Origin of the sequence: Streptomyces sp. NPDC048383, assembly GCF_040651775.1 — a bacterium.
Taxonomy (GTDB): Bacteria; Actinomycetota; Actinomycetes; order Streptomycetales; family Streptomycetaceae; genus Streptomyces.
This window is the reverse complement of sequence record NZ_JBEZKS010000023.1, coordinates 97,012-115,081: the sequence shown is the minus strand read 5'-3', so window position 1 is coordinate 115,081 and position 18,070 is coordinate 97,012. Positions and strand designations below refer to the sequence as shown.

The following is an 18,070-nucleotide window of genomic DNA, read 5'->3' as shown; positions in this document are numbered from 1 at the left end:
AAGTAGATGTCGGGGAGTTCGATGTCCTCGCGGGCGATGTACTGCCACACGTCGAGCTCGGTCCAGTTGGAGAGGGGGAAGACGCGGACGTGTTCACCGGGGGCGTGGCGGCCGTTGTAGAGCTGCCACAGTTCGGGGCGTTGGCGGCGGGGGTCCCACTGGGAGAACTCGTCGCGCAGGGAGAAGACGCGTTCCTTGGCGCGGGCCTTCTCCTCGTCGCGGCGTCCGCCGCCGAACACGGCGTCGAACCCCAGCTGTTGGATGGCCTCGGTGAGGGGGAGGGTCTGCAGCGGGTTGCGGGTGCCGTCGGGGCGTTCGCGGAGCTTGCCGGCGTCGATGTAGTCCTGGACGGAGGCGACGTGCAGGCGCAGTCCGTGCTGTTCGACGGTGCGGTCGCGGTACTCCAGGACCTCGGGGAAGTTGTGCCCGGTGTCGACGTGCAGGAGCGTGAACGGCACCGGCGCCGGCGCGAACGCCTTCAACGCCAGGTGCAGCATGACGATGGAGTCCTTGCCGCCGGAGAACAGGATCACCGGCTTCTCGAACTCGCCCGCGACCTCGCGGAAGATGTGCACGGCCTCGGATTCGAGGGCGTCCAGGTGCGACAGCGCGTAGGGCGCGTCGGAACCGGAACCGGTGTGCAGGTGCGCGGCGGTGGTCATGCCAGACCCCTCTCGGTGAGCAGCGCGTGCAGGGCCGAAGCCGACTCCTGCACGGTCTGCGTGTGCGACTCGATACGGAGGTCCGGGGATTCCGGGGCCTCGTACGGGTCGTCGACCCCGGTCAGACCGGAGATCTCGCCCGCCGCCTGCTTGGCGTACAGGCCCTTCACGTCACGTACGGAGCACACCTCGACCGGGGTGGCCACGTGGACCTCCAGGTACGCGGTGCCCTCGACGGCGTGCCGCTTGCGGACGGCCTCGCGGCTGTCCGCGAACGGCGCGATCACCGGTACCAGCGCCTTCACGCCGTTGCTCGCCAGGAGTTCGGCGACGAAGCCGATCCGCCGCACGTTGGTGTGCCGGTCCTCGCGGGAGAAACCCAGGCCGGCGGAGAGGAACTCACGGATCTCGTCGCCGTCGAGGACCTCCACCCGGTGACCCTCGTCGCGCAGCCGCTCGGCCAACGCGTACGCGATGGTGGTCTTCCCCGCGCTGGGCAGCCCGGTCAGCCACACGGTGGCGCCCTGGTCGCTCACGCTCATCTGGTTCTTCTCCGTCGGTTCCGTGGTGTTCGTGGTGTCCGTCATCAGCCGTGCAGTCCGCACTCGGTCTTGCCGAGACCGGCCCAGCGGCCGGACCGGGCGTCCTCGCCCTCGGCGACCCGTCGGGTGCACGGGGCGCAGCCGACGGAGGCGTAGCCGTCCATCAGCAGGGGGTTGGTGAGGACGCCGTGCTCGGCGACGTAGGCCTCCACGTCCGCCTGCGTCCAGCGGGCGATCGGCGAGACCTTGACCTTGCGCCGCTTCTCGTCCCACCCGACCACCGGCGTGTTCGCCCGGGTCGGGGACTCGTCGCGCCGCAACCCCGTCGCCCACGCCGCGTAGCCGGTCAGGCCCTCTTCCAGGGGCTGAACCTTCCGCAGCGCGCAGCACAGGTCCGGATCCCGGTCGTGGAGCCTCGGGCCGTACTCGGCGTCCTGCTCGGCGACGCTCCGCCGCGGGGTGAGCGTGATGACGTTGACGTCCATCACCGCCTCCACCGCGTCCCGCGTCCCGATGGTCTCCTCGAAGTGGTAACCCGTGTCGAGGAAGACCACGTCCACGCCGGGGCGGACCCGGGAGGCGAGGTGGGCGACGACCGCGTCCTCCATGGAGGAGGTGACGGCGAACTTCTCACCGAAGGTGTCGGCCGCCCAGCGCAGGATGTCCAGCGCGGAGGCGTCCTCCAGTTCCCGGCCCGCCCGCTCGGCCAGTTCCTTCAAGTCCCGGGTTCCCTGAACCGTCGTCATATCTCGTCCCCTCCAGCGCTGTTGGACCGAACACCCCGGGACAGCAGCCCGAGGTACTTCAGCTGGAAGGCTCGGTTGCAGGCCCTGCATTCCCACGCGCCGTGACCGGCCTCGTTGGGGAACAGGTCCTCGTCACCGCAGTACGGGCAGTGGAACGGGGCCGCGCGCTCGCTCATGACAGGGCCTCGTCGTCGGCGCGGGTGACCCAGGCGGCGAAGCGCTCGCCGTCCTCGCGCTGCTCCTGGAAGCGCGTGACGACCCGCTCGACGTAGTCGGGCAGACCGGCCGAAGTGACCTTGAGGCCACGGACCTTGCGGCCGAAGCCGGCCTCCAGGCCGAGGGCGCCGCCCAGGTGGACCTGGTAACCCTCCACCTGGTTGCCGTCGTCGTCCAGGACGAGCTGACCCTTGAGGCCGATGTCCGCGACCTGGATGCGGGCGCAGGCGTTCGGGCAGCCGTTGATGTTGATGGTGATCGGCTCGGCGAAGTCCGGCAGGCGGCGCTCCAGTTCGTCGATCAACGAGGCACCGCGCGCCTTCGTCTCGACGATGGCCAGCTTGCAGAACTCGATGCCGGTGCACGCCATGGTGCCGCGCCGGAACGGGGACGGCTTGACCCGGAGGTCGAGCGACTCCAGGGCGGCGACCACCGAGTCGACCTGGTCGGCCTCGATGTCGAGGACGACCATCTTCTGCTCGGCGGTGGTCCGCAGCCGGCCCGAACCGTGCTGCTCGGCCACGTCCGCGATCTTGGTCAGGGTGGCGCCGTCCACGCGGCCCACGCGGGGCGCGAAGCCGACGTAGAAGCGGCCGTCGTTCTGCTGGTGGACGCCGACGTGGTCGCGCCACTGGCCGGAGGGCTGCTCGGGCGCGGGGCCGTCCGTCAGCTCGCGCCCCAGGTACTCGTCCTGGAGGACCTGGCGGAACTTGGCCGGACCCCAGTCGGCGACGAGGAACTTCAGGCGGGCGCGGTTGCGCAGCCGGCGGTAGCCGTAGTCGCGGAAGATCGAGATGACACCCTCGTAGATGTCCGGCACCTCTTCCAGCGAGACCCAGGTGCCCAGGCGGACGCCGAGCTTGGGGTTGGTGGAGAGGCCGCCGCCGACCCAGACGTCGAAGCCGGGGCCGTGCTCGGGGTGGTTCACGCCGACGAAGGCGATGTCGTTGATCTCGTGCGCCACGTCGAGCAGCGGCGAACCGGAGATCGCGGACTTGAACTTGCGGGGCAGGTTCGAGAAGTCGGGGTTGCCCACGATGCGGCGGTGGATCTCGTCGATGGCGGGCGTGCCGTCGATGATCTCGTCCTGCGCGATGCCGGCCACGGGGGAACCGAGGATGACGCGGGGCGTGTCACCGCAGGCCTCGGTGGTGGACAGGCCGACGGCCTCCAGGCGGCGCCAGATCTCGGGGACGTCCTCGATCCGGATCCAGTGGTACTGCACGTTCTGGCGGTCGGTGAGGTCCGCGGTGCCGCGCGCGAACTCCTCGGAGATCTCGCCGATGACGCGCAGTTGCTCGGTGGTCAGCCGGCCGCCGTCGATGCGCACGCGCAGCATGAAGTACTTGTCGTCCAGCTCCTCCGGCTCCAGGATCGCGGTCTTGCCGCCGTCGATCCCGGGCTTGCGCTGGGTGTAGAGGCCCCACCAGCGCATGCGGCCGCGGAGGTCGTTGGGGTCGATCGAGTCGAAGCCCGCCTTGGAGTAGATCGTCTCAATGCGCGTCCGCACGTTGAGACCGTCGTCGTCCTTCTTGAACTGCTCGTTGCCGTTGAGGGGCGTGTGGTGTCCGACGGCCCACTGACCCTCGCCGCGGTGACGGCCGGTCTTGCGGCGCGCTGCGGCTGCGGGGGCGGCTGCGGGCGTTTCGGGGGTGGCGGCCATGGCGGTACGTCCTTCTTCGGCGGCTCGGGGCAAGGGCAGGGGAGGTGGCGGCGCGCCCCTGTCGGACCGGCGACGCTGAGCAGGTGCGGTCGAAATGCCGCCTTTGGCCGGTTTTGCCGGCAGGCAGGGGCGGTATTCGACCTTCAGGGGGCTTACGTGGTCGACGCGCCCGCTTCAGTGGGGGCGACGTCGACGTGCGGCGGTGGCTGGTTCCGTCAGCTCGCCGGACAGATGGCGCTGGACATGCGGCCGAGGTCGACGTGCCGCCGACTCACCAAGGCAATTCCAGCTCCATTCATGGCGGAAGCGTGTCATGCCCCGATTGGAGGAGTCCACTACTGTCCATCATGCGGACGAACTCGTCCCGAATCGTGGGACGCGGTGACGGGGGTCACGTCTTCGGGTACTTCACGGCCGCCGGCGGCGGCTCGGGAGGAGCCCGCGGAACGGCTGTTTCCGGCCCGGCCGGGGACGTCACGGCGGGCGGGGTCCGGCGGGTGGGCCGGGGTGTGGGCCGCGGTGTGGTGGAGGGAACGGCGGCCGGGGGTGTGCCTCCCGGCCGCCCTGCCCGGACGGTTACGCGCCGGGCCAGGGGCCGGGGGTGGGGCCGTCCTGCTTCTCCTCGGTCTCGGTGCGGAAGACCTCGAAGCCGCGCCGCCGGTAGTTCTCCATCGCGGTCGGACCGTCCTGGCTGCAGGTGTGCACCCAGACGCGCCGCGTGGGCTCCCGGTCCGGCCAGCGGGACGCGAGGTCCCAGGCACGGGCCGTTCCGACCGTCAGCAGGTGCCCGCCGATGCGCCGGCCCCGGAAGTCGGGCAGCAGTCCGAAGTACATGATCTCCACCACGCCGTCGGGCTGCGGATCCAGTTCCACGTACCCCGCCGGGGTGCCGCGCTCGTACGCCACCCACGTCTCCACGCCGGGCCGCTCCAACTGCTCCACCCACTGCGCACGGGTCAGCGACAGCCGGTCCGTCCAGTGGATGTCGCCGCCCACCGAGGCGTACAGGTAGCGGCTGAACTCGGGCGAGGGGACCTCCGCCCGCTCGATGCGGACCTCGGGGCCGGGTACGGCCGCCGCGACCAGATCACCGGGCGCGGTCATTTCGAGGGACCAGGTGGTCAGCGTGATGGTGCTCATGCCGTTCAGGGAACCACATCCCCCGCCGGCCCCTCCGGGGTGCCCCGGCCGCCCGTGCCGGCCGTGCCGCCCTGCCGGGCCCGGACCACGGCGGGGGCGGTGGAGTGGGGGAGCAGTTCCGCCGGATCCCGGGGCCGGACCAGCTCCACCTCCACGTCCTGCGCGAAGCGGTACGGCCGGTGCGTGAGCACCCCCGCGAGGTGGCGGCGGACCCGGGAGAGCTCGGCCCGGACCGTCACCGTGCGCGTGGGGTCCCCGAACAGTTCCGCGGCCAGCTCCGCCGCCGAGCGCCCGCGCGGGCTCTCCGCCAACAGGAACAGCAGCTCCGCGTGGCGCGGGCTCAGCTCCTGGGACCAGCTGCCGGCGGCCCCGTACACGGTCGCCGACCAGGAACGCGGCCGGCTCAGGTCCAGTACGACGCGGCTCAACGGGGCGGCGGCCGCCCGCGGCTCCGCGATCCGCAGCAGCCAGCCGCCGGGCAGCGGCTCCGCAACGCAGTCCCCCAGCTGCGGCAGCCACAACCGACCCGGGCCGAGGGTCTTCGGCAGCGGTATCCGGTCCGCCGGCGCCAGGCCCGCCACCGCCGCCGTCCAGCCGTGCGGGTCCACGGCCAGCGCCCGGCCGGGCAGCCGGGCCAGCAGCGGGGCCGCGACCGCCCGCAGCCGCTCCAGCGACTCCAGGTGCCGCACCCGCAGCTCGCGCTCGGCCAGGCGGGCCACGGAGCTGACCCACGCCAGGGTGGCGGGGTGCATGGTGGCCAGCGGCCCGCTGACGTCGACGACGCCCAGCAGCTGCCCGTCCCGGGGGTCGCGCACGGGGGCGCCCGCGCAGGTCCAGTCGTGGTGGCTGGAGACGAAGTGCTCGGCGGAGAAGACCTGCACCGGACGCCGGACCACCAGCGCGGTGCCCACCCCGTTCGTCCCGACGACCGCCTCCGCCCAGTCGGCGCCCACCGCGAATCCGAGCCGGTCCGCCTTGCGCAGGATCGAGGGGTGCCCCTCCCGCCACAGCAGCCGGCCGTCCGCGTCGGCGACGACCATGATGTGCAGGGCCTCGTCCAACGCGGGCAGCAGCCCCTCGCGGAGCACCGGCAGGAGTTCGCGCAGCGGCGAGACCTGCCGCCGCTCCTGCGTCTCGGCGGCCGACAGCACGCGCGAGCGGGCGTCCCGGTCGGGGTGCACCCCGCCGGCCAGCATCCGCCGCCAGGACTCGGCGATCTCCGGGCGCGGGGCCGCGGGCGGTCGCCGCCCGGCCAGCGCGGCGGCCCGCACCCCCTTCAGCAGGCGCGCGGCGTCGCGCGCGTCCATGGCCGAGATGCGTGCCACGTCGGCCATGCCGCCTGCGGTGTTGGCCACCGGAACCTCCCCGTGCTGAACAGGACGTACTGCGGGAGCCGCCCGCCCCGCGCACATGACCTTCCCCGGGCACGTGCGGCGGGCGCTCTCCGAACCGAGGGTTGCAACGGTATGCAACTCTCGCCAAGCCCCGGTCGTCCGACCGAAACTATCGGCACGCCGCCGAGCGGCGTGACAGCTCCTTCCTCGGGGCTTCTCGGATCAGGGGTGGTGCCGAGTCGGCGCGGCGCCACCCCCGGTCCCACCTCCACGGGCCCGGATCCCGGTGCTGCGCGGTTTGGGGACCGCTCCCAGCCCGTGGTCCGCGCCCGTGCCAGCGGTTTCCGGCCGCGCCCCGACCGGGGCGGCGCCCCCGTCAGACCTCGATCCGCGCCCGCTCCACCACCGACGCCAGGTCGAGGCTGTGCGGCAGCGTCCCGAACGCCGCGCCCCAGTCCCCGCCGAGCCGCGAGGCGCAGAACGCGTCCGCCACCTCCGGCGGAGCCCACCTGACCAGCAGGGACCCCTGCAACACCAGGGCCATCCGCTCCACGACCCGCCGGGCCCGGGCCTCGATGCCGTCGAGGTCGGCCAGCTCGGTGAGCAGGTTCTTGATCGCGGCGTCCAGCCGGTGGTCGGCGCCCCGGGCCAGGCCGACCTCCTGGAGGAACGCGTTCAGGGCCATCGGCTCGCGTTGCAGGGCCCGCAGCACGTCCAGCGCCTGCACGTTGCCGGAGCCCTCCCAGATCGAGTTCAGGGGGGACTCGCGCAACAGTCGGGGCAGCCCGGACTCCTCGACGTAGCCGTTGCCGCCCAGACACTCCAGGGCCTCGGCGACCATCGGCGTACACCGCTTGGTCACCCAGTACTTCGCGGCGGGCACCGCGAGGCGCAGGAAGGCCCGCTCCTGCTCGGTGTCGGCGTCGTACGCCGCCGCCAGGCGCAGGGTCAGCACGGTCGCCGCCTCGGACTCCAGGGCGAGGTCGGCGAGCACGTTGCGCATCAGCGGCTGGTCGACGAGCGGTGCTCCGAAAGCAGAGCGGTGCTCCGCGTGGTGGACGGCCTGGGACAGGGCCTGCCGCATCAGGGACGCCGAGCCGATCACACAGTCCAGCCGGGTCGCCGCGACCATCTCGATGATCGTGCGCACCCCCCGGCCCTCCTCGCCCACCCGCCGCGCCCAGGTCCCGTCGAACTCGACCTCGCTCGACGCGTTCGACCGGTTCCCCAGCTTGTCCTTCAGCCGCTGGATCGCGAACACGTTGCGGGTGTCGTCCGGCAGCACCCGGGGCACCAGGAAGCAGCTCAGCCCGCCCGGTGCCTGCGCCAGCACCAGGAACCCGTCGGACATGGGCGCCGAGCAGAACCACTTGTGGCCCGTCAGCAGGTACTCCCCGGAGGCGTCGAGCGGCGCCGCCACCGTCGTGTTCGCCCGTACGTCGCTGCCGCCCTGCTTCTCCGTCATGCCCATCCCGAAGAGCACGCCGCCCTTGAGCGCCGCCGGACGCAGGCCCTCCTCGTACACGTGCGAGGTCAGCCGCGGCTCCCATTCGGCGGCCAGCTCCGGATCCGTGCGCAGCGCCGGGACCGCGGCGTGCGTCATCGAGACCGGGCAGCCGTGGCCCGCCTCGGCCTGCGACCACAGGAAGAACCCGGCCGCACGGCGCAGGTGCCCCGCCGGTCGGCCCCAGGCGTCGGTGAGCCCCGAGGTCACCGCGTGGCCCAGCAGCCGGTGCCAGGCGGGGTGGAACTCCACCTCGTCGATCCGGTTCCCGTACCGGTCATGGGTGCGCAACTTCGGCGGACATTCGTTCGCCTGCGTCCCCCAGTCCTGCGCCTGGGAGGAGCCCGCGGCGCGCCCGAGCGTCGTGAGCTCCTCCCTTACCTCGTCGCGGAGTTCGGGGGCGGCGTCGGCGAGGTGCCGTTCCACGCCCTCCGTGAGGGCCCGGTCGCCGAGGTAGACCTCGTGGCCCACCAGGGGCGGGGCCTGGTTGCTGACTGTGTGGGTGGTGGCTGCCATGCGGATACCGTAAGGACGTGCAGCCAGCAAAAGAAACACCCGAGCGGATCCCAGGACGGCTCCACCGGGCCCGCGCCCTCTATCGCAACGTCTCGAAGCGGAAGATGGCCTGGCTGCTGCTGAAGGACACCGTCAACTCGTGCATCGAGTACCGGATCCTCGGACTGGCCGCCGAAGCGGCCTTCTTCACGCTGCTGTCGCTGCCGCCGCTCTTCCTCGGTCTGCTCGGTCTGCTCGGTTACGTCGACGGCTGGACCGACACCCAGTCCGTGCAGAGCATCGAGGAGAACATCCTGCGCGCGGTCGGCACGATCCTGTCCGACCGGGGCGTCAACGACGTCGCGAAACCCATGCTCGACGACGTCACCAGCCGCGGCCGGCCCGACCTGATCTCGCTGGGTTTCGCCTTCGCCCTGTGGTCGGGATCGCGCGCCGTCAACGTCTTCATCGACACCATCACCGTCATGTACGGCCTCGACGGGCACCGCGGCATCGTCAAGACCCGGCTCCTCGCCTTCCTCCTCTACATCATCGCCCTGCTGATCGGCGCGATCGTGCTGCCGCTGATGGTCGTCGGACCCGACGCCGTCGTGCGGCTGCTGCCGTGGAGCACGGAGGTCATCGCGGTGCTGTACTGGCCGACGGTCACCCTGCTCTCCATCGCCTTCCTGACCACCCTCTACCACGTCTCCGTCCCGGTGCGTTCGCCGTGGATCGAGGACGTGCCGGGCGCGCTCGTCGCCCTCGCGATGTGGGTGCTGGGCTCCTTCCTGCTGCGGATCTACCTGACCAACACCGTGGAGGGGCCCACGATCTACGGGTCGCTGGCCGCCCCCGTGGCGATCCTGCTGTGGATCGGCATCTCCGCGTTCGCCGTGCTCGTCGGCGCGGCCGTCAACGCCGCGATCGACCGCGTCTGGCCCTCGGTGGCCACCGCCGCGGCCCGCGAGGCCAATGAGCGGGTCCGCGAGGCGGAGGCCGCCCAACTGGTCGCCCGGGCCGCCGCCTGGCGGGCGCTGGCCGAGGGGGAGTCCGAGGACGACGAGGACGCCGGCATGCCCTCCGAGTTCCCCGAACGCTGGTCGAAGTTCCTGCCGCCGGAGGACTACACCTCCCGGCTCCGCAAGCACTGAGGACCCGGCGCGGGCCGGCTGACCCGGCGGTACGGCGGGCCGCCTAACCTGGCGGCATGTACGAGGAGGCGCCGTCCGCGGCCGTGCCCGGGGCCGTCGTGTGGCGGGCCCGCGGGACCGGCTCCGTGGTGGTGCCCGACGGTTGCATGGACCTGCTGTGGGTCGGCGGCCGGCTCCTGGTCGCCGGGCCCGACACCGGACCGCACCCCGCCGGGGAGGTTCCCGGCGGCGCCTTCGCCGGGCTCCGCCTGGCCCCCGGCACCGCGCCGGCCTTGCTCGGCGTACCGGCCCACGAGCTGCGCGACCGGCGGGTCGAGCTGGCCGGGCTGTGGCCCGGCGCCGAGGTGCGCCGCCTCACCGAAGGCGTCGGGGGGTACGAGGACCCCCGTGAGGGCCTCGAAGAGCTGGCCCGGGTCCGGGCCGCGGCCGTCGGGCCACCCGATCGCCTCGTCGCCGAGGTGGCGGACCGGCTGCGGGCCGGGGAGTCGGTCGCCGGGATCGCCGCGGCGGTCGGCCTCGGGGAACGGCAGCTGCGCCGGCGCTCCCTCGACGCCTTCGGGTACGGCCCCCGCACCCTCGGCCGGGTGCTGCGCTTGCAGCGGGCGCTGACCCTGGTACGGCGCGGGCTGCCGCCGGCCCGGGTGGCCGCCCTGGCCGGGTACGCGGACCAGGCGCACCTCACCCGGGAGGTGCGGGCCCTGGCCGGGACGACCCCGCGGGCCTACGCGGCGGGGCCGGAGGGCGCGGCGGGGTCGGAGGGCGACGCGGGGTCGGAGGGCGACGCGGGGTCGGAGGGCGACGCGGGGTCGGAGGGCGCGAACAGCGAGATCCCGGAGCCGTCCGGGTCGAGCACCACCGCGTAGCGCTGCCCCCAGAACGCGTCCCAGGGCTTCATGTGGCCCTCGTGTCCCGCGCCGGTCAGTTCGGCGTACAGCGCGTCCACCTCGGCCGGGGAATCGCACAGGAAGGCCAACTCCACCCGGTTGCCACCGACCGGGCGGGTCCAGGAGGGGTCGATGCCGCGGATGGATTCCTCGGTGTCCCAGGCGACCCGCGGGCCCCCGGGGAGGACGGCCTCGACGTGCGGCTGGTCCGCGGAGCCGGCCGGCACGTCCAGTCCGAGACGACGGTAGAAGGCGAGGGAGGCGGCCATGTCGGAGACGACGATGCCGATCATGTCGAGTCGTGGAGTCATGGCAGCAGGCTAGGCAGCCGCGCCGGGCGCCGTCTTGAACGAAACGGACATCGCCGCGCATCGCACGCGTCGCCGCGCACCAACCGCCATCGGCCTCCTCACGGGGCGGGCCGTGGAAAAAGAGGTGGCGGGGGCGGGCGGGCGCTTGTTAACGTGAACCCGTTCCCGCCGAGCGGTGCGGGAGCGCAGCGTGCAGCCGATCCGGAGGTGAGTTCATTGATGACTGTCATGGCGCAGGGCACTGCCCGCACTCAGAAGACCATCAATGTCACCTCCGTGGTCTCCGGCTGACCTCACACCACTTCCGCGCGCCGACGAGCGCACGCTGCCGGGGCCACCCTGTGAAGGGTTCCCCTTGACTTCCTCTTCCTTCCCGCAGGCCTCCCTCGCGCACGCCCTCACCCCCCTCGGGTGGGACGAAGCCTGGGCCGCCGCCTTCGCCCCGTACGCCGCCCAGGGACTCGTCCCCGGCCGGGTCGTCCGGGTCGACCGCGGCCAGTGCGACATCGTCACCGCGGACGGCGCCGTCCGCGCCGACACCGCCTTCGTCACCCCCCACGACCCGCTCCGGGTCATCTGCACCGGCGACTGGGCCGCCGTCGAGGCGTCCGGAAACCCGCGCTACGTGAAGGCGTACCTGCCGCGCCGGACCGCGTTCGTGCGCTCCACGTCCTCGCAGCGCTCCGAGGGGCAGATCCTCGCCGCCAACGTCGACCACGCGATCATCGCGGTGTCGCTCGCCGTCGAACTCGACCTGGGGCGCGTCGAGCGGTTCCTCGCGCTGGCGTGGGAGTCCGGGGCGCAGCCGTTGGTCGTCCTGACCAAGGCCGACCTGGTTCCGGACCCGGTGACCCTCGCGCACCTCGTCGAGGACGTGGAGACCGCCGCGCCGGGGGTGCAGGTGCTCACCGTCTCCTCGCACCACGGGGACGGCACCGATGTGCTCGGCGCGATCGTCGCCGAGGGGACGAGCGTGCTGCTGGGTGTTTCCGGCGCGGGCAAGTCCACGCTGGCGAACGCGTTGCTCGGTGCGGACGTCATGGAGGTCCGGGCCACGCGTGACATCGACGGCAAGGGCCGGCACACCACGACCACCCGCAACCTGCTCGCCCTGCCGGGCGGGGGCGTCCTCATCGACACCCCCGGGCTGCGGGGCGTCGGGTTGTTCGACGCGGAGGTGGGGGTCGGGCAGGTCTTCTCGGAGATCGAGGACTTCGCCGCCGGGTGTCGCTTCCACGACTGCGCGCATGAGGCGGAGCCGGGGTGCGGGGTGCTGGCCGCACTGGAGTCGGGGGCGTTGTCGGAGCGGCGGCTGGAGAGCTACCGCAAGCTGCTGCGCGAGAACCAGCGGATCGTGGCGAAGACGGACGCGCGGTTGCGGTCGGAGATCCGCCGCGACTGGCGGCTGAAGTCGGCGGAGGGCCGGGCCAATTACGCGGCGAAGCGCAACGGGCGCGCGTAACGGTGCCGGGGGTCGGGGTCCCGCTCGCTCGGGGCCCCGGCCGCGGGGGGTGGGGGCGGGTACTGGTGCCGGTGGGGGCTGCGGGTGGGTCGGGGCCGGTGCCGGGGTGGGGTGTCGTCCGGGGCGGGCATGATTCATGGCGCCCTGTCCGCAGCTTCGTTTGCCGGGCGGCACCGCGCGCCAACAAATCACGTTTGAGCCCCGGACGACACCCCACCCCGTCCCCGACCCCGACCTGCGGCTCTCCTCCTCCGGCCTCATTCATTCGGCCCCGCCGGCGTTCGAGGCGCGGGGGACCCAGGGGTTGTGCCCGTCGTGTTCGATCAGCGGGCCGGATCGGGGAACCCGGCCTCGCCGGCCTTTGAGGCGCGGGGGCCCGTGTGGGTCAGGTCAGGGTGGTGGTGAGCCAGGCGGCTGTGATCAGGAGGCAGGCCAGGAGTTCCACCAGGACGCTCGTTCCCGCGGCCCGCATCCCGGTGCGGACCGCCGCCCGCGCCGCCCTGTGCGTGCCGAGCCGTCGCCGCTCGTAGAGGTACATGCCGCCCATGAACCCCGGCACCGCCCCCACCACCGGGACGAGGACGAAGCCCAGTACCGCGCCCCCGCCCGCGCACGCGGCCATCGCGGGCGTGACGCCCAGACCCTGGATCCGCCGCGGCGGCAGCAGCCACTTCACGACCTGAACCACCAGCAACAGCCCCGTCGCGGAGGCGAGCAACACCCACGCCCCGTCCGACCGTACGTGCAGCGCCCACCACAGGACGCCCGCCCAGACCAGCCAGGTTCCCGGTACGCCCGGGACCAGTACGCCGAGCACCCCGAGCAGGAACACCAGCCCCACCAGGACCAGCTGAGGCAGCTCCATCTGCTCAGGGTGACCGACGGGGGGCTATCGGGCCACCCAGCCCCGCTCGTGGGCGTGCCAGCCGAGCTGGAGCCGGGTCGTGACGCCCGCCAGTTCCATGAGGCCCTTCACCCGCCGCTGCACCGTCCGCAGTCCCAGTTCCAGGTGCTTGGCGACGCTCGCGTCCGTCATGCCGGCCAGGAGGAGGGAGAGGATCTCCAGGTCGGTGGTGTCGGGGCCGCCGTCCCCCTCCTCCGCGCAGCCCGTCGAGCCCAGCCGCAGCGGCAGCGACTCCCTCCACACCGCCTCGAACAGGCCGAGCAGGGATTCCAGCAGTCCCGACGCGTGGACGACGAGGGCCGCCGGCTCCGCGCCCCGCGCGGTCAGCGGGACCATCGCCAGCGTCCGGTCGGCGATCACCAGTTTCGTCGGGACCTCGCCCGTCACCCGGATGCGTTCGCCGCGCGCCAGGGCCGTCGACGCCTCCCGGATCCCGGTCGGCAGGGTCAGTACCCGCCGTTCGATCACGACCCGGTACTCCACCCCGCGCACCGAGGCCCGTTCCTCGGCCTCGTTCTCCGTCCCCGTCACCACCTGCGGCCGGCCACTGACGAGCGCGCACACCTCCTGCGTCGCGCCCAGCTGGAGCTGGTGGAAGCGGTGCGCCACCGCACTGGCCCCCGTCACCACCTCCACCAGGTCGTGGACGGCCATCTCGCCCGCCTCGGCCCGGTACTCCTCCGCCAGCAGCACCGCCGCCAGCTCCGCCTGCTCCAGCTCGTGCCGCTGCTGGGTCAGGAGCGCGCCGAGCGCCACCCCGGGCGGCGCCGCCACCCAGCGTCCGGGCCGCGCTGAGGACTGTGCGGCCAACCCCTGGCGCTCCAGGTGTCGCAACGCCCGTTCGGTCTGCGGCACCGGCAGCGTCAGCCGGTGCGCGAGGTCGGGCACCTCCGCCGCGCCCAGCGCCACCAGCGCGCGGTACGCCGACTCCTGCCCCTCGTCCAGACCTATCGCACCCAGCAACCCGTCCACCCCACTCTCAGTGCCGTTCCTGGCGGGAAGCGGCCACGGCGCAAACCCGCCGCCGACATCATCGCCGCACCTCCCGCCCCTCTGCCAAGGTGTCGCCACCGCAGCACCACCATCCACCGGCCAGAGGCCACGTGTACGTCAGCTATGCCGTGCAAAAGAGCAGTTGGCCGGAATTCACCTGGGGAGAGCGATGCGCCCGATATCGCGAACGGCAGTCGGGGCGGCCACAGCGGCCGTCCTCGCCGTCACCGCAGTCGGCCCGTCCGCGGCACTGCCGAGCGACGGACCGCCGGGACCGAGACCACTCGTCGGGAGCGGGGCGGCGGGCGCGCGGCCCGCGGCGCCCGTCACCGTCACCCTCGTCACCGGGGACCGCGTGCTGGTCTCCACGGACGCCGCCGGCCGCACCGCCGCCACCGCGATGCCCCGACAGGACGGCAGCCTGCCCGTCGTGCAGACGCGCCAGAGCGGCAAGGACGTCTACGTCTACCCCGAGAGCGCCGTCAAGGCACTGGCCGCGGGGCGGGTCGACGAGGAGCTCTTCAACGTCACCGGGCTGATCCGGCAGGGCTACGACGACGCCCACAGCGAGAAGCTGCCGCTCATCGCCGTGTACGACGGCTCCGTCGCCGTCGCCCGCAACACCCCGCCCGCGCCCCGCGGCGCCGACCGCTCCCTGGTCCTCGGCTCCATCGGGGCCGTCGCGCTGGCCGCCGACAAGCAGCGGGCCGCCGAGTTCTGGGCCGACGTCTCCGCCGCCGGCGCCGCGCGCGCCGCGGGCGGACTGAAGAAGCTGTGGCTCGACGGCAAGGTCCGGGCGAACCTGGAACGCTCCACCCGACAGGTGAACGCCCCCGCCGCCTGGGCCGCCGGACTCGACGGCGCCGGCACCAAGGTCGCCGTCCTCGACACCGGCACCGACCTCGAACACCCCGACCTCAAGGGCCGCGTCGCCGCGTCGAAGAACTTCACCGACTCCGACACGGACACCGACCGGCAGGGCCACGGCACCCACACCCTCTCCACCGTCGGCGGATCGGGGGTCGCGAGCGGCGGCGCCAAGAAGGGCGTCGCGCCCGGCGCCGAGCTGCTCAGCGGCAAGGTCCTCAACGACCAGGGCTACGGCCTCGATTCGTGGATCATCGCCGGGATGGAATGGGCCGCGGCGAGCAAGGCCGACGTGGTCTCCATGAGCCTCGGAGACCCCTCACGGACGGCCTGCGACGACCCGCTCGCCACCGCGGCCGAGCAACTCTCGCAGCAGGGAACCCTGTTCGTCGTCGCCGCCGGGAACTCCGGCCCCGGCAACAACACGGTCTCCTCGCCGGGCTGCGCCCCCGGTGTGCTGACCGTGGGCGCCGTCGACCGCGACGACACCACCGCCGGCTTCTCCAGCCGGGGCCCGGCCGGACCCGCCCACACCCTCAAGCCGGAAATCGCGGCCCCCGGCGTCGGGATCTCCGCCGCCGCCGCGGGCGGTCGAGGCGTGTACGCCTACCAGTCCATGTCCGGCACCTCGATGGCCACCCCGCACGTCGCCGGGGCCGCCGCCATCGTCAAGCAACGCCGGCCCGAGTGGAGCGGACAGCAGATCAAGGCCGCCCTCGTCGGCTCCGCGAACACAGGTGTCCCCGGGGACGTACGGCAGACCGGAGGCGGCCGCCTCGACGTGAGGGCCGCCGTCGACACCACCGTCACCGGCGCCCCCGCCGTGCAGGGCGGAACGTACGACTGGCCGCAGGACCGCAGCGACCGCACGAGCGTCGAGGTCCCGTACACCAACACCGGGCCCCGGCCCGTCACCCTGAGCCTCGGCGTCGAGAAGGTCACCGGCAACGACGGTTCCGCCGTCCGCTCCCCGGTCGCCCGACTCGACCGGCGCACGGTCACCGTCCCCGCCGGAGCCACCGTCAAGGTGCCGCTCCACCTCGACCCGGCGGCGAAGCTGGAGCGCTCCCAGTACGGGGACGTCACCGGTCGCGTCGTCGCCACGGCGGGCGGCGTGCGCGTCTCCACCCCCTTCTCCCTGTACGTCGAACCCGAGACCGTCACCCTGCGCGTCAAACTGATCGACCGCGCGGGCCGGCCCGCCGGCGGCCCCTCCTCGCTGGACGTCATCGGCACCGACGACGCCTCCGGCGAACGCCGCTTCAACGAGGGCTCCGTCGACCAGGTCTACCGGGTGCGCCCCGGCGCCTACTTCCTCTCCGCGTTCGTCGGCACCCCCGACGCGGGAGAGGGGGCCGAACTCATCGATTCCCTCACCTACTTGGGCCGCCCGCAAACCGAGGTGGAGAAGGACACGACCATCGTCCTCGACGCCCGCAAGGCCGGCCGGCTGACCATCGAGGCCGACAAGCCGGTCGAAGCCCGCAACACCACCCTCGGATTCGCCCGCAGTTGGGACGACACCTGGCTGCACGCGGGCACCGCCATGGGCGGCCGGACCATCCGCGGCTACTACGCGTCGGTCGAAGGCCGGGCGAAGAACGGGGAGTTCGAGTTCACCGGCTACTGGCGGGCAGCCGCCCCGCTGATCTCCGCACTGAAGGTCACCGGCGGCCCGGCGCTCCACCCGATCACCGCCTCCACGGGCAGCGACAACCTCGACGGAACCGGCCGGGCCCGCCTCGTCGACGCGGGCTCCGGCACCCCCGAGGAACTCGCCGAGGCGGGCGTCAAGGACGCGATCGTCCTGGTGAAGGCCACGGACGGCGCACTCCACGAGGTGGCGGGAGCCGCCAAGGCGGCGGGAGCCAAGGGGGTCCTCGCCCACCGCGAGAACCCCGGCCGCTGGGTCGCCTCCACCGGCTACGCCGGCGGCGCCCTCCCCACCCTCACCATCGAGTCCGCCGAGGGCCGCGCACTGCTCGCCCGACTCGCGGCGGGCCCCGTCACGCTCGAATGGAAGGGCACCGCGAACAGTCCCTACCTCTACAGCCTCGCGTTCCCCGAGAGCGGCCCGATCGCGTCCGACCGCACCTACCGGGTGCGCGACCGCGAGCTGGGGCAGGTCGACTCCACCTATCACTCCATGGGCGTGGCAGCCGACTTCGTCGACCTGTCGGGGGCCTACCGGCCGATCGGCAGCGCCGTGTACTTCGGCGGGTTCGAGACCGTCGCGGCGCCCGGCACGCGCACCGAATACCACAGCGCCGGGGACACCAGCTGGGAGCAGCTCGTCTCCAGCAGCTTCCCCTGGGGCGAGTTCATGACCGGCGCGCAGCGCACCTACGCCAAGGGCAGCAGGACGAGCGCCACTTGGTACGACGGGGTCATCGGGCCCGTCGCACCCCGTGACGCCGCGGGCAAGGAGGCCCTCGCCGCGGAACGGCAGGGCAACCTGATCGGCTTCGCCCCCGCGATGTGGGGGGACGGCACGCACTCCGCGCAGCCCGGTGCCTTCGGTGACATCGGCGGGCTCCAACTCGTGCGTGACGGACAGGTCATCGGGGACAGTGCCTACCCGTCCGGGGTGTTCGAGGTGCCGGCCGACGCCGGCCGCTACGAACTCACCCAGTTCATCGAGAAGATCGGCTCGCCGGCCCGCACCTGGCAACGCTCCACCGCGGTGCGCACGACCTGGGGCTTCCCCTCGAAGCTCGACCCGGCAGCCCCTTCGCAGGGCCTGCCCGTCCTCTTCCCGAGGTACGCGGCCCCGCTCGACGGGATGAAGACGGTCGCCGCGGCGAACGGTCAGAGCATAGGACTGGGCGTCACCGGGCACGCGGGCTACGCGCCGGGAGCGCTCACGTCGGCGAAGCTGTCCTACTCCTACGACGGCGAGACCTGGACGGCGGCGAGGACCACGGAGCGGGGCGGCCGGTGGACGGCCGTCGTCGACCATGCGGGAGCCTCCGGCAAGGCGGTGTCGCTGAAGGTCGAACTGGCTGACGCGAACGGCGCGACGGTCACCCAGACGGTCACCCGGGCGTACGAAGTCCGCTAGCCCGTACGGGCGGAGGGCGGGGGGTCCACCGGGCGGCGGCCCGGTGGACCCTTTTCGCGCGTTCGGGGTTTTCCGCCGCCCGGGTGGGCCGAGAATGGGGGCATGAGTCAGCAGGGCGCGGAGGACTGGTGG

General features: G+C 73.0%; 15 protein-coding genes and 1 pseudogene. 4 read left to right on the top strand and 12 right to left on the bottom strand.

The window, feature by feature from the left end; genetic code table 11:
- The 9 genes from cysD to AB0D46_RS18200 all read right to left on the bottom strand — a co-directional run.
- On the bottom strand, positions 1–662 hold a 662-nt coding region (cysD, locus tag AB0D46_RS18240; protein WP_362878502.1), incomplete at its 3' end, for a sulfate adenylyltransferase subunit CysD.
- A complete protein-coding gene (gene cysC / locus AB0D46_RS18235) occupies positions 659–1,204 on the bottom strand; it encodes an adenylyl-sulfate kinase (protein ID WP_362878510.1) in 546 nt (181 codons plus the stop codon). The genes cysC and cysD, both read right to left, overlap by 4 nt.
- 44 nt (positions 1,205–1,248) lie before the next feature.
- Positions 1,249–1,950: a phosphoadenylyl-sulfate reductase gene (locus AB0D46_RS18230; RefSeq protein ID WP_362878500.1), complete on the bottom strand. Its 702-nt coding sequence runs from the start codon at positions 1,948–1,950 to the stop codon at positions 1,249–1,251.
- Positions 1,947–2,126, bottom strand: a complete 180-nt coding sequence (locus tag AB0D46_RS18225; protein ID WP_362878499.1) for a hypothetical protein — start codon at positions 2,124–2,126, stop codon at positions 1,947–1,949. Before AB0D46_RS18225 ends, AB0D46_RS18230 begins: the two co-directional genes overlap by 4 nt.
- On the bottom strand, positions 2,123–3,829 hold the full coding sequence (locus AB0D46_RS18220; protein WP_362878497.1) for a nitrite/sulfite reductase: 1,707 nt from the start codon (positions 3,827–3,829) through the stop codon (positions 2,123–2,125). The genes AB0D46_RS18225 and AB0D46_RS18220 overlap by 4 nt, the downstream gene beginning before the upstream one ends.
- Positions 3,830–4,044: 215 nt before the next feature.
- Positions 4,045–4,128 carry a putative leader peptide gene (locus AB0D46_RS18215; protein WP_309550570.1) on the bottom strand — a complete coding sequence of 28 codons (84 nt, stop codon included), beginning with the start codon at positions 4,126–4,128 and terminating at the stop codon, positions 4,045–4,047.
- 277 nt (positions 4,129–4,405) lie between these two features.
- On the bottom strand, positions 4,406–4,969 hold the full coding sequence (locus AB0D46_RS18210; protein WP_362878496.1) for a GNAT family N-acetyltransferase: 564 nt from the start codon (positions 4,967–4,969) through the stop codon (positions 4,406–4,408).
- Between the two features lie 5 nt (positions 4,970–4,974).
- The gene (locus AB0D46_RS18205) at positions 4,975–6,303 is read right to left on the bottom strand and encodes a GAF domain-containing protein (protein WP_362878508.1); all 1,329 of its coding nucleotides are present in this window, start codon (positions 6,301–6,303) and stop codon (positions 4,975–4,977) included.
- Positions 6,304–6,679: 376 nt separating this feature from the next.
- Positions 6,680–8,323, bottom strand: coding sequence for an acyl-CoA dehydrogenase family protein (locus AB0D46_RS18200; protein WP_362878494.1), 1,644 nt, complete (start codon positions 8,321–8,323; stop codon positions 6,680–6,682).
- 17 nt (positions 8,324–8,340) lie between these two features.
- On the opposite strand from AB0D46_RS18200, the gene AB0D46_RS18195 reads away from it, so the two are divergent.
- Together AB0D46_RS18195 and AB0D46_RS18190 are read left to right on the top strand one after the other, a co-directional pair.
- Positions 8,341–9,456 (top strand): YihY/virulence factor BrkB family protein, encoded by a 1,116-nt coding sequence (locus tag AB0D46_RS18195; RefSeq protein WP_362878493.1) that lies wholly within the window; start codon positions 8,341–8,343, stop codon positions 9,454–9,456.
- Positions 9,457–9,512: 56 nt separating this feature from the next.
- Positions 9,513–10,319: a helix-turn-helix transcriptional regulator gene (locus tag AB0D46_RS18190; protein WP_362878492.1), complete on the top strand. Its 807-nt coding sequence runs from the start codon at positions 9,513–9,515 to the stop codon at positions 10,317–10,319.
- Positions 10,320–10,342: 23 nt separating this feature from the next.
- Here the strand turns inward: AB0D46_RS18190 and AB0D46_RS18185 are convergent.
- Positions 10,343–10,609, bottom strand: a pseudogene (locus AB0D46_RS18185) (VOC family protein); the annotation flags it as partial.
- A gap of 397 nt (positions 10,610–11,006) precedes the next feature.
- Here AB0D46_RS18185 and rsgA point away from each other — a divergent pair.
- Positions 11,007–12,113 (top strand): ribosome small subunit-dependent GTPase A, encoded by a 1,107-nt coding sequence (gene rsgA, locus AB0D46_RS18180; RefSeq protein WP_362878490.1) that lies wholly within the window; start codon positions 11,007–11,009, stop codon positions 12,111–12,113.
- Between the two features lie 385 nt (positions 12,114–12,498).
- Here rsgA and AB0D46_RS18175 read toward each other — a convergent pair whose 3' ends face one another.
- Together AB0D46_RS18175 and AB0D46_RS18170 are read right to left on the bottom strand one after the other, a co-directional pair.
- Entirely contained in the window at positions 12,499–12,978 is a 480-nt protein-coding gene (locus AB0D46_RS18175; RefSeq protein WP_362878489.1) for a DUF456 domain-containing protein, read from the bottom strand.
- A 24-nt stretch (positions 12,979–13,002) separates the two neighbouring features.
- Positions 13,003–13,980 (bottom strand): helix-turn-helix domain-containing protein, encoded by a 978-nt coding sequence (locus tag AB0D46_RS18170; protein ID WP_362878488.1) that lies wholly within the window; start codon positions 13,978–13,980, stop codon positions 13,003–13,005.
- A 199-nt stretch (positions 13,981–14,179) separates the two neighbouring features.
- Here AB0D46_RS18170 and AB0D46_RS18165 point away from each other — a divergent pair, with 199 nt between their 5' ends.
- A complete protein-coding gene (locus AB0D46_RS18165) occupies positions 14,180–17,938 on the top strand; it encodes a S8 family serine peptidase (protein ID WP_362878485.1) in 3,759 nt (1,252 codons plus the stop codon).
- Positions 17,939–18,070: the final 132 nt, after the last annotated feature.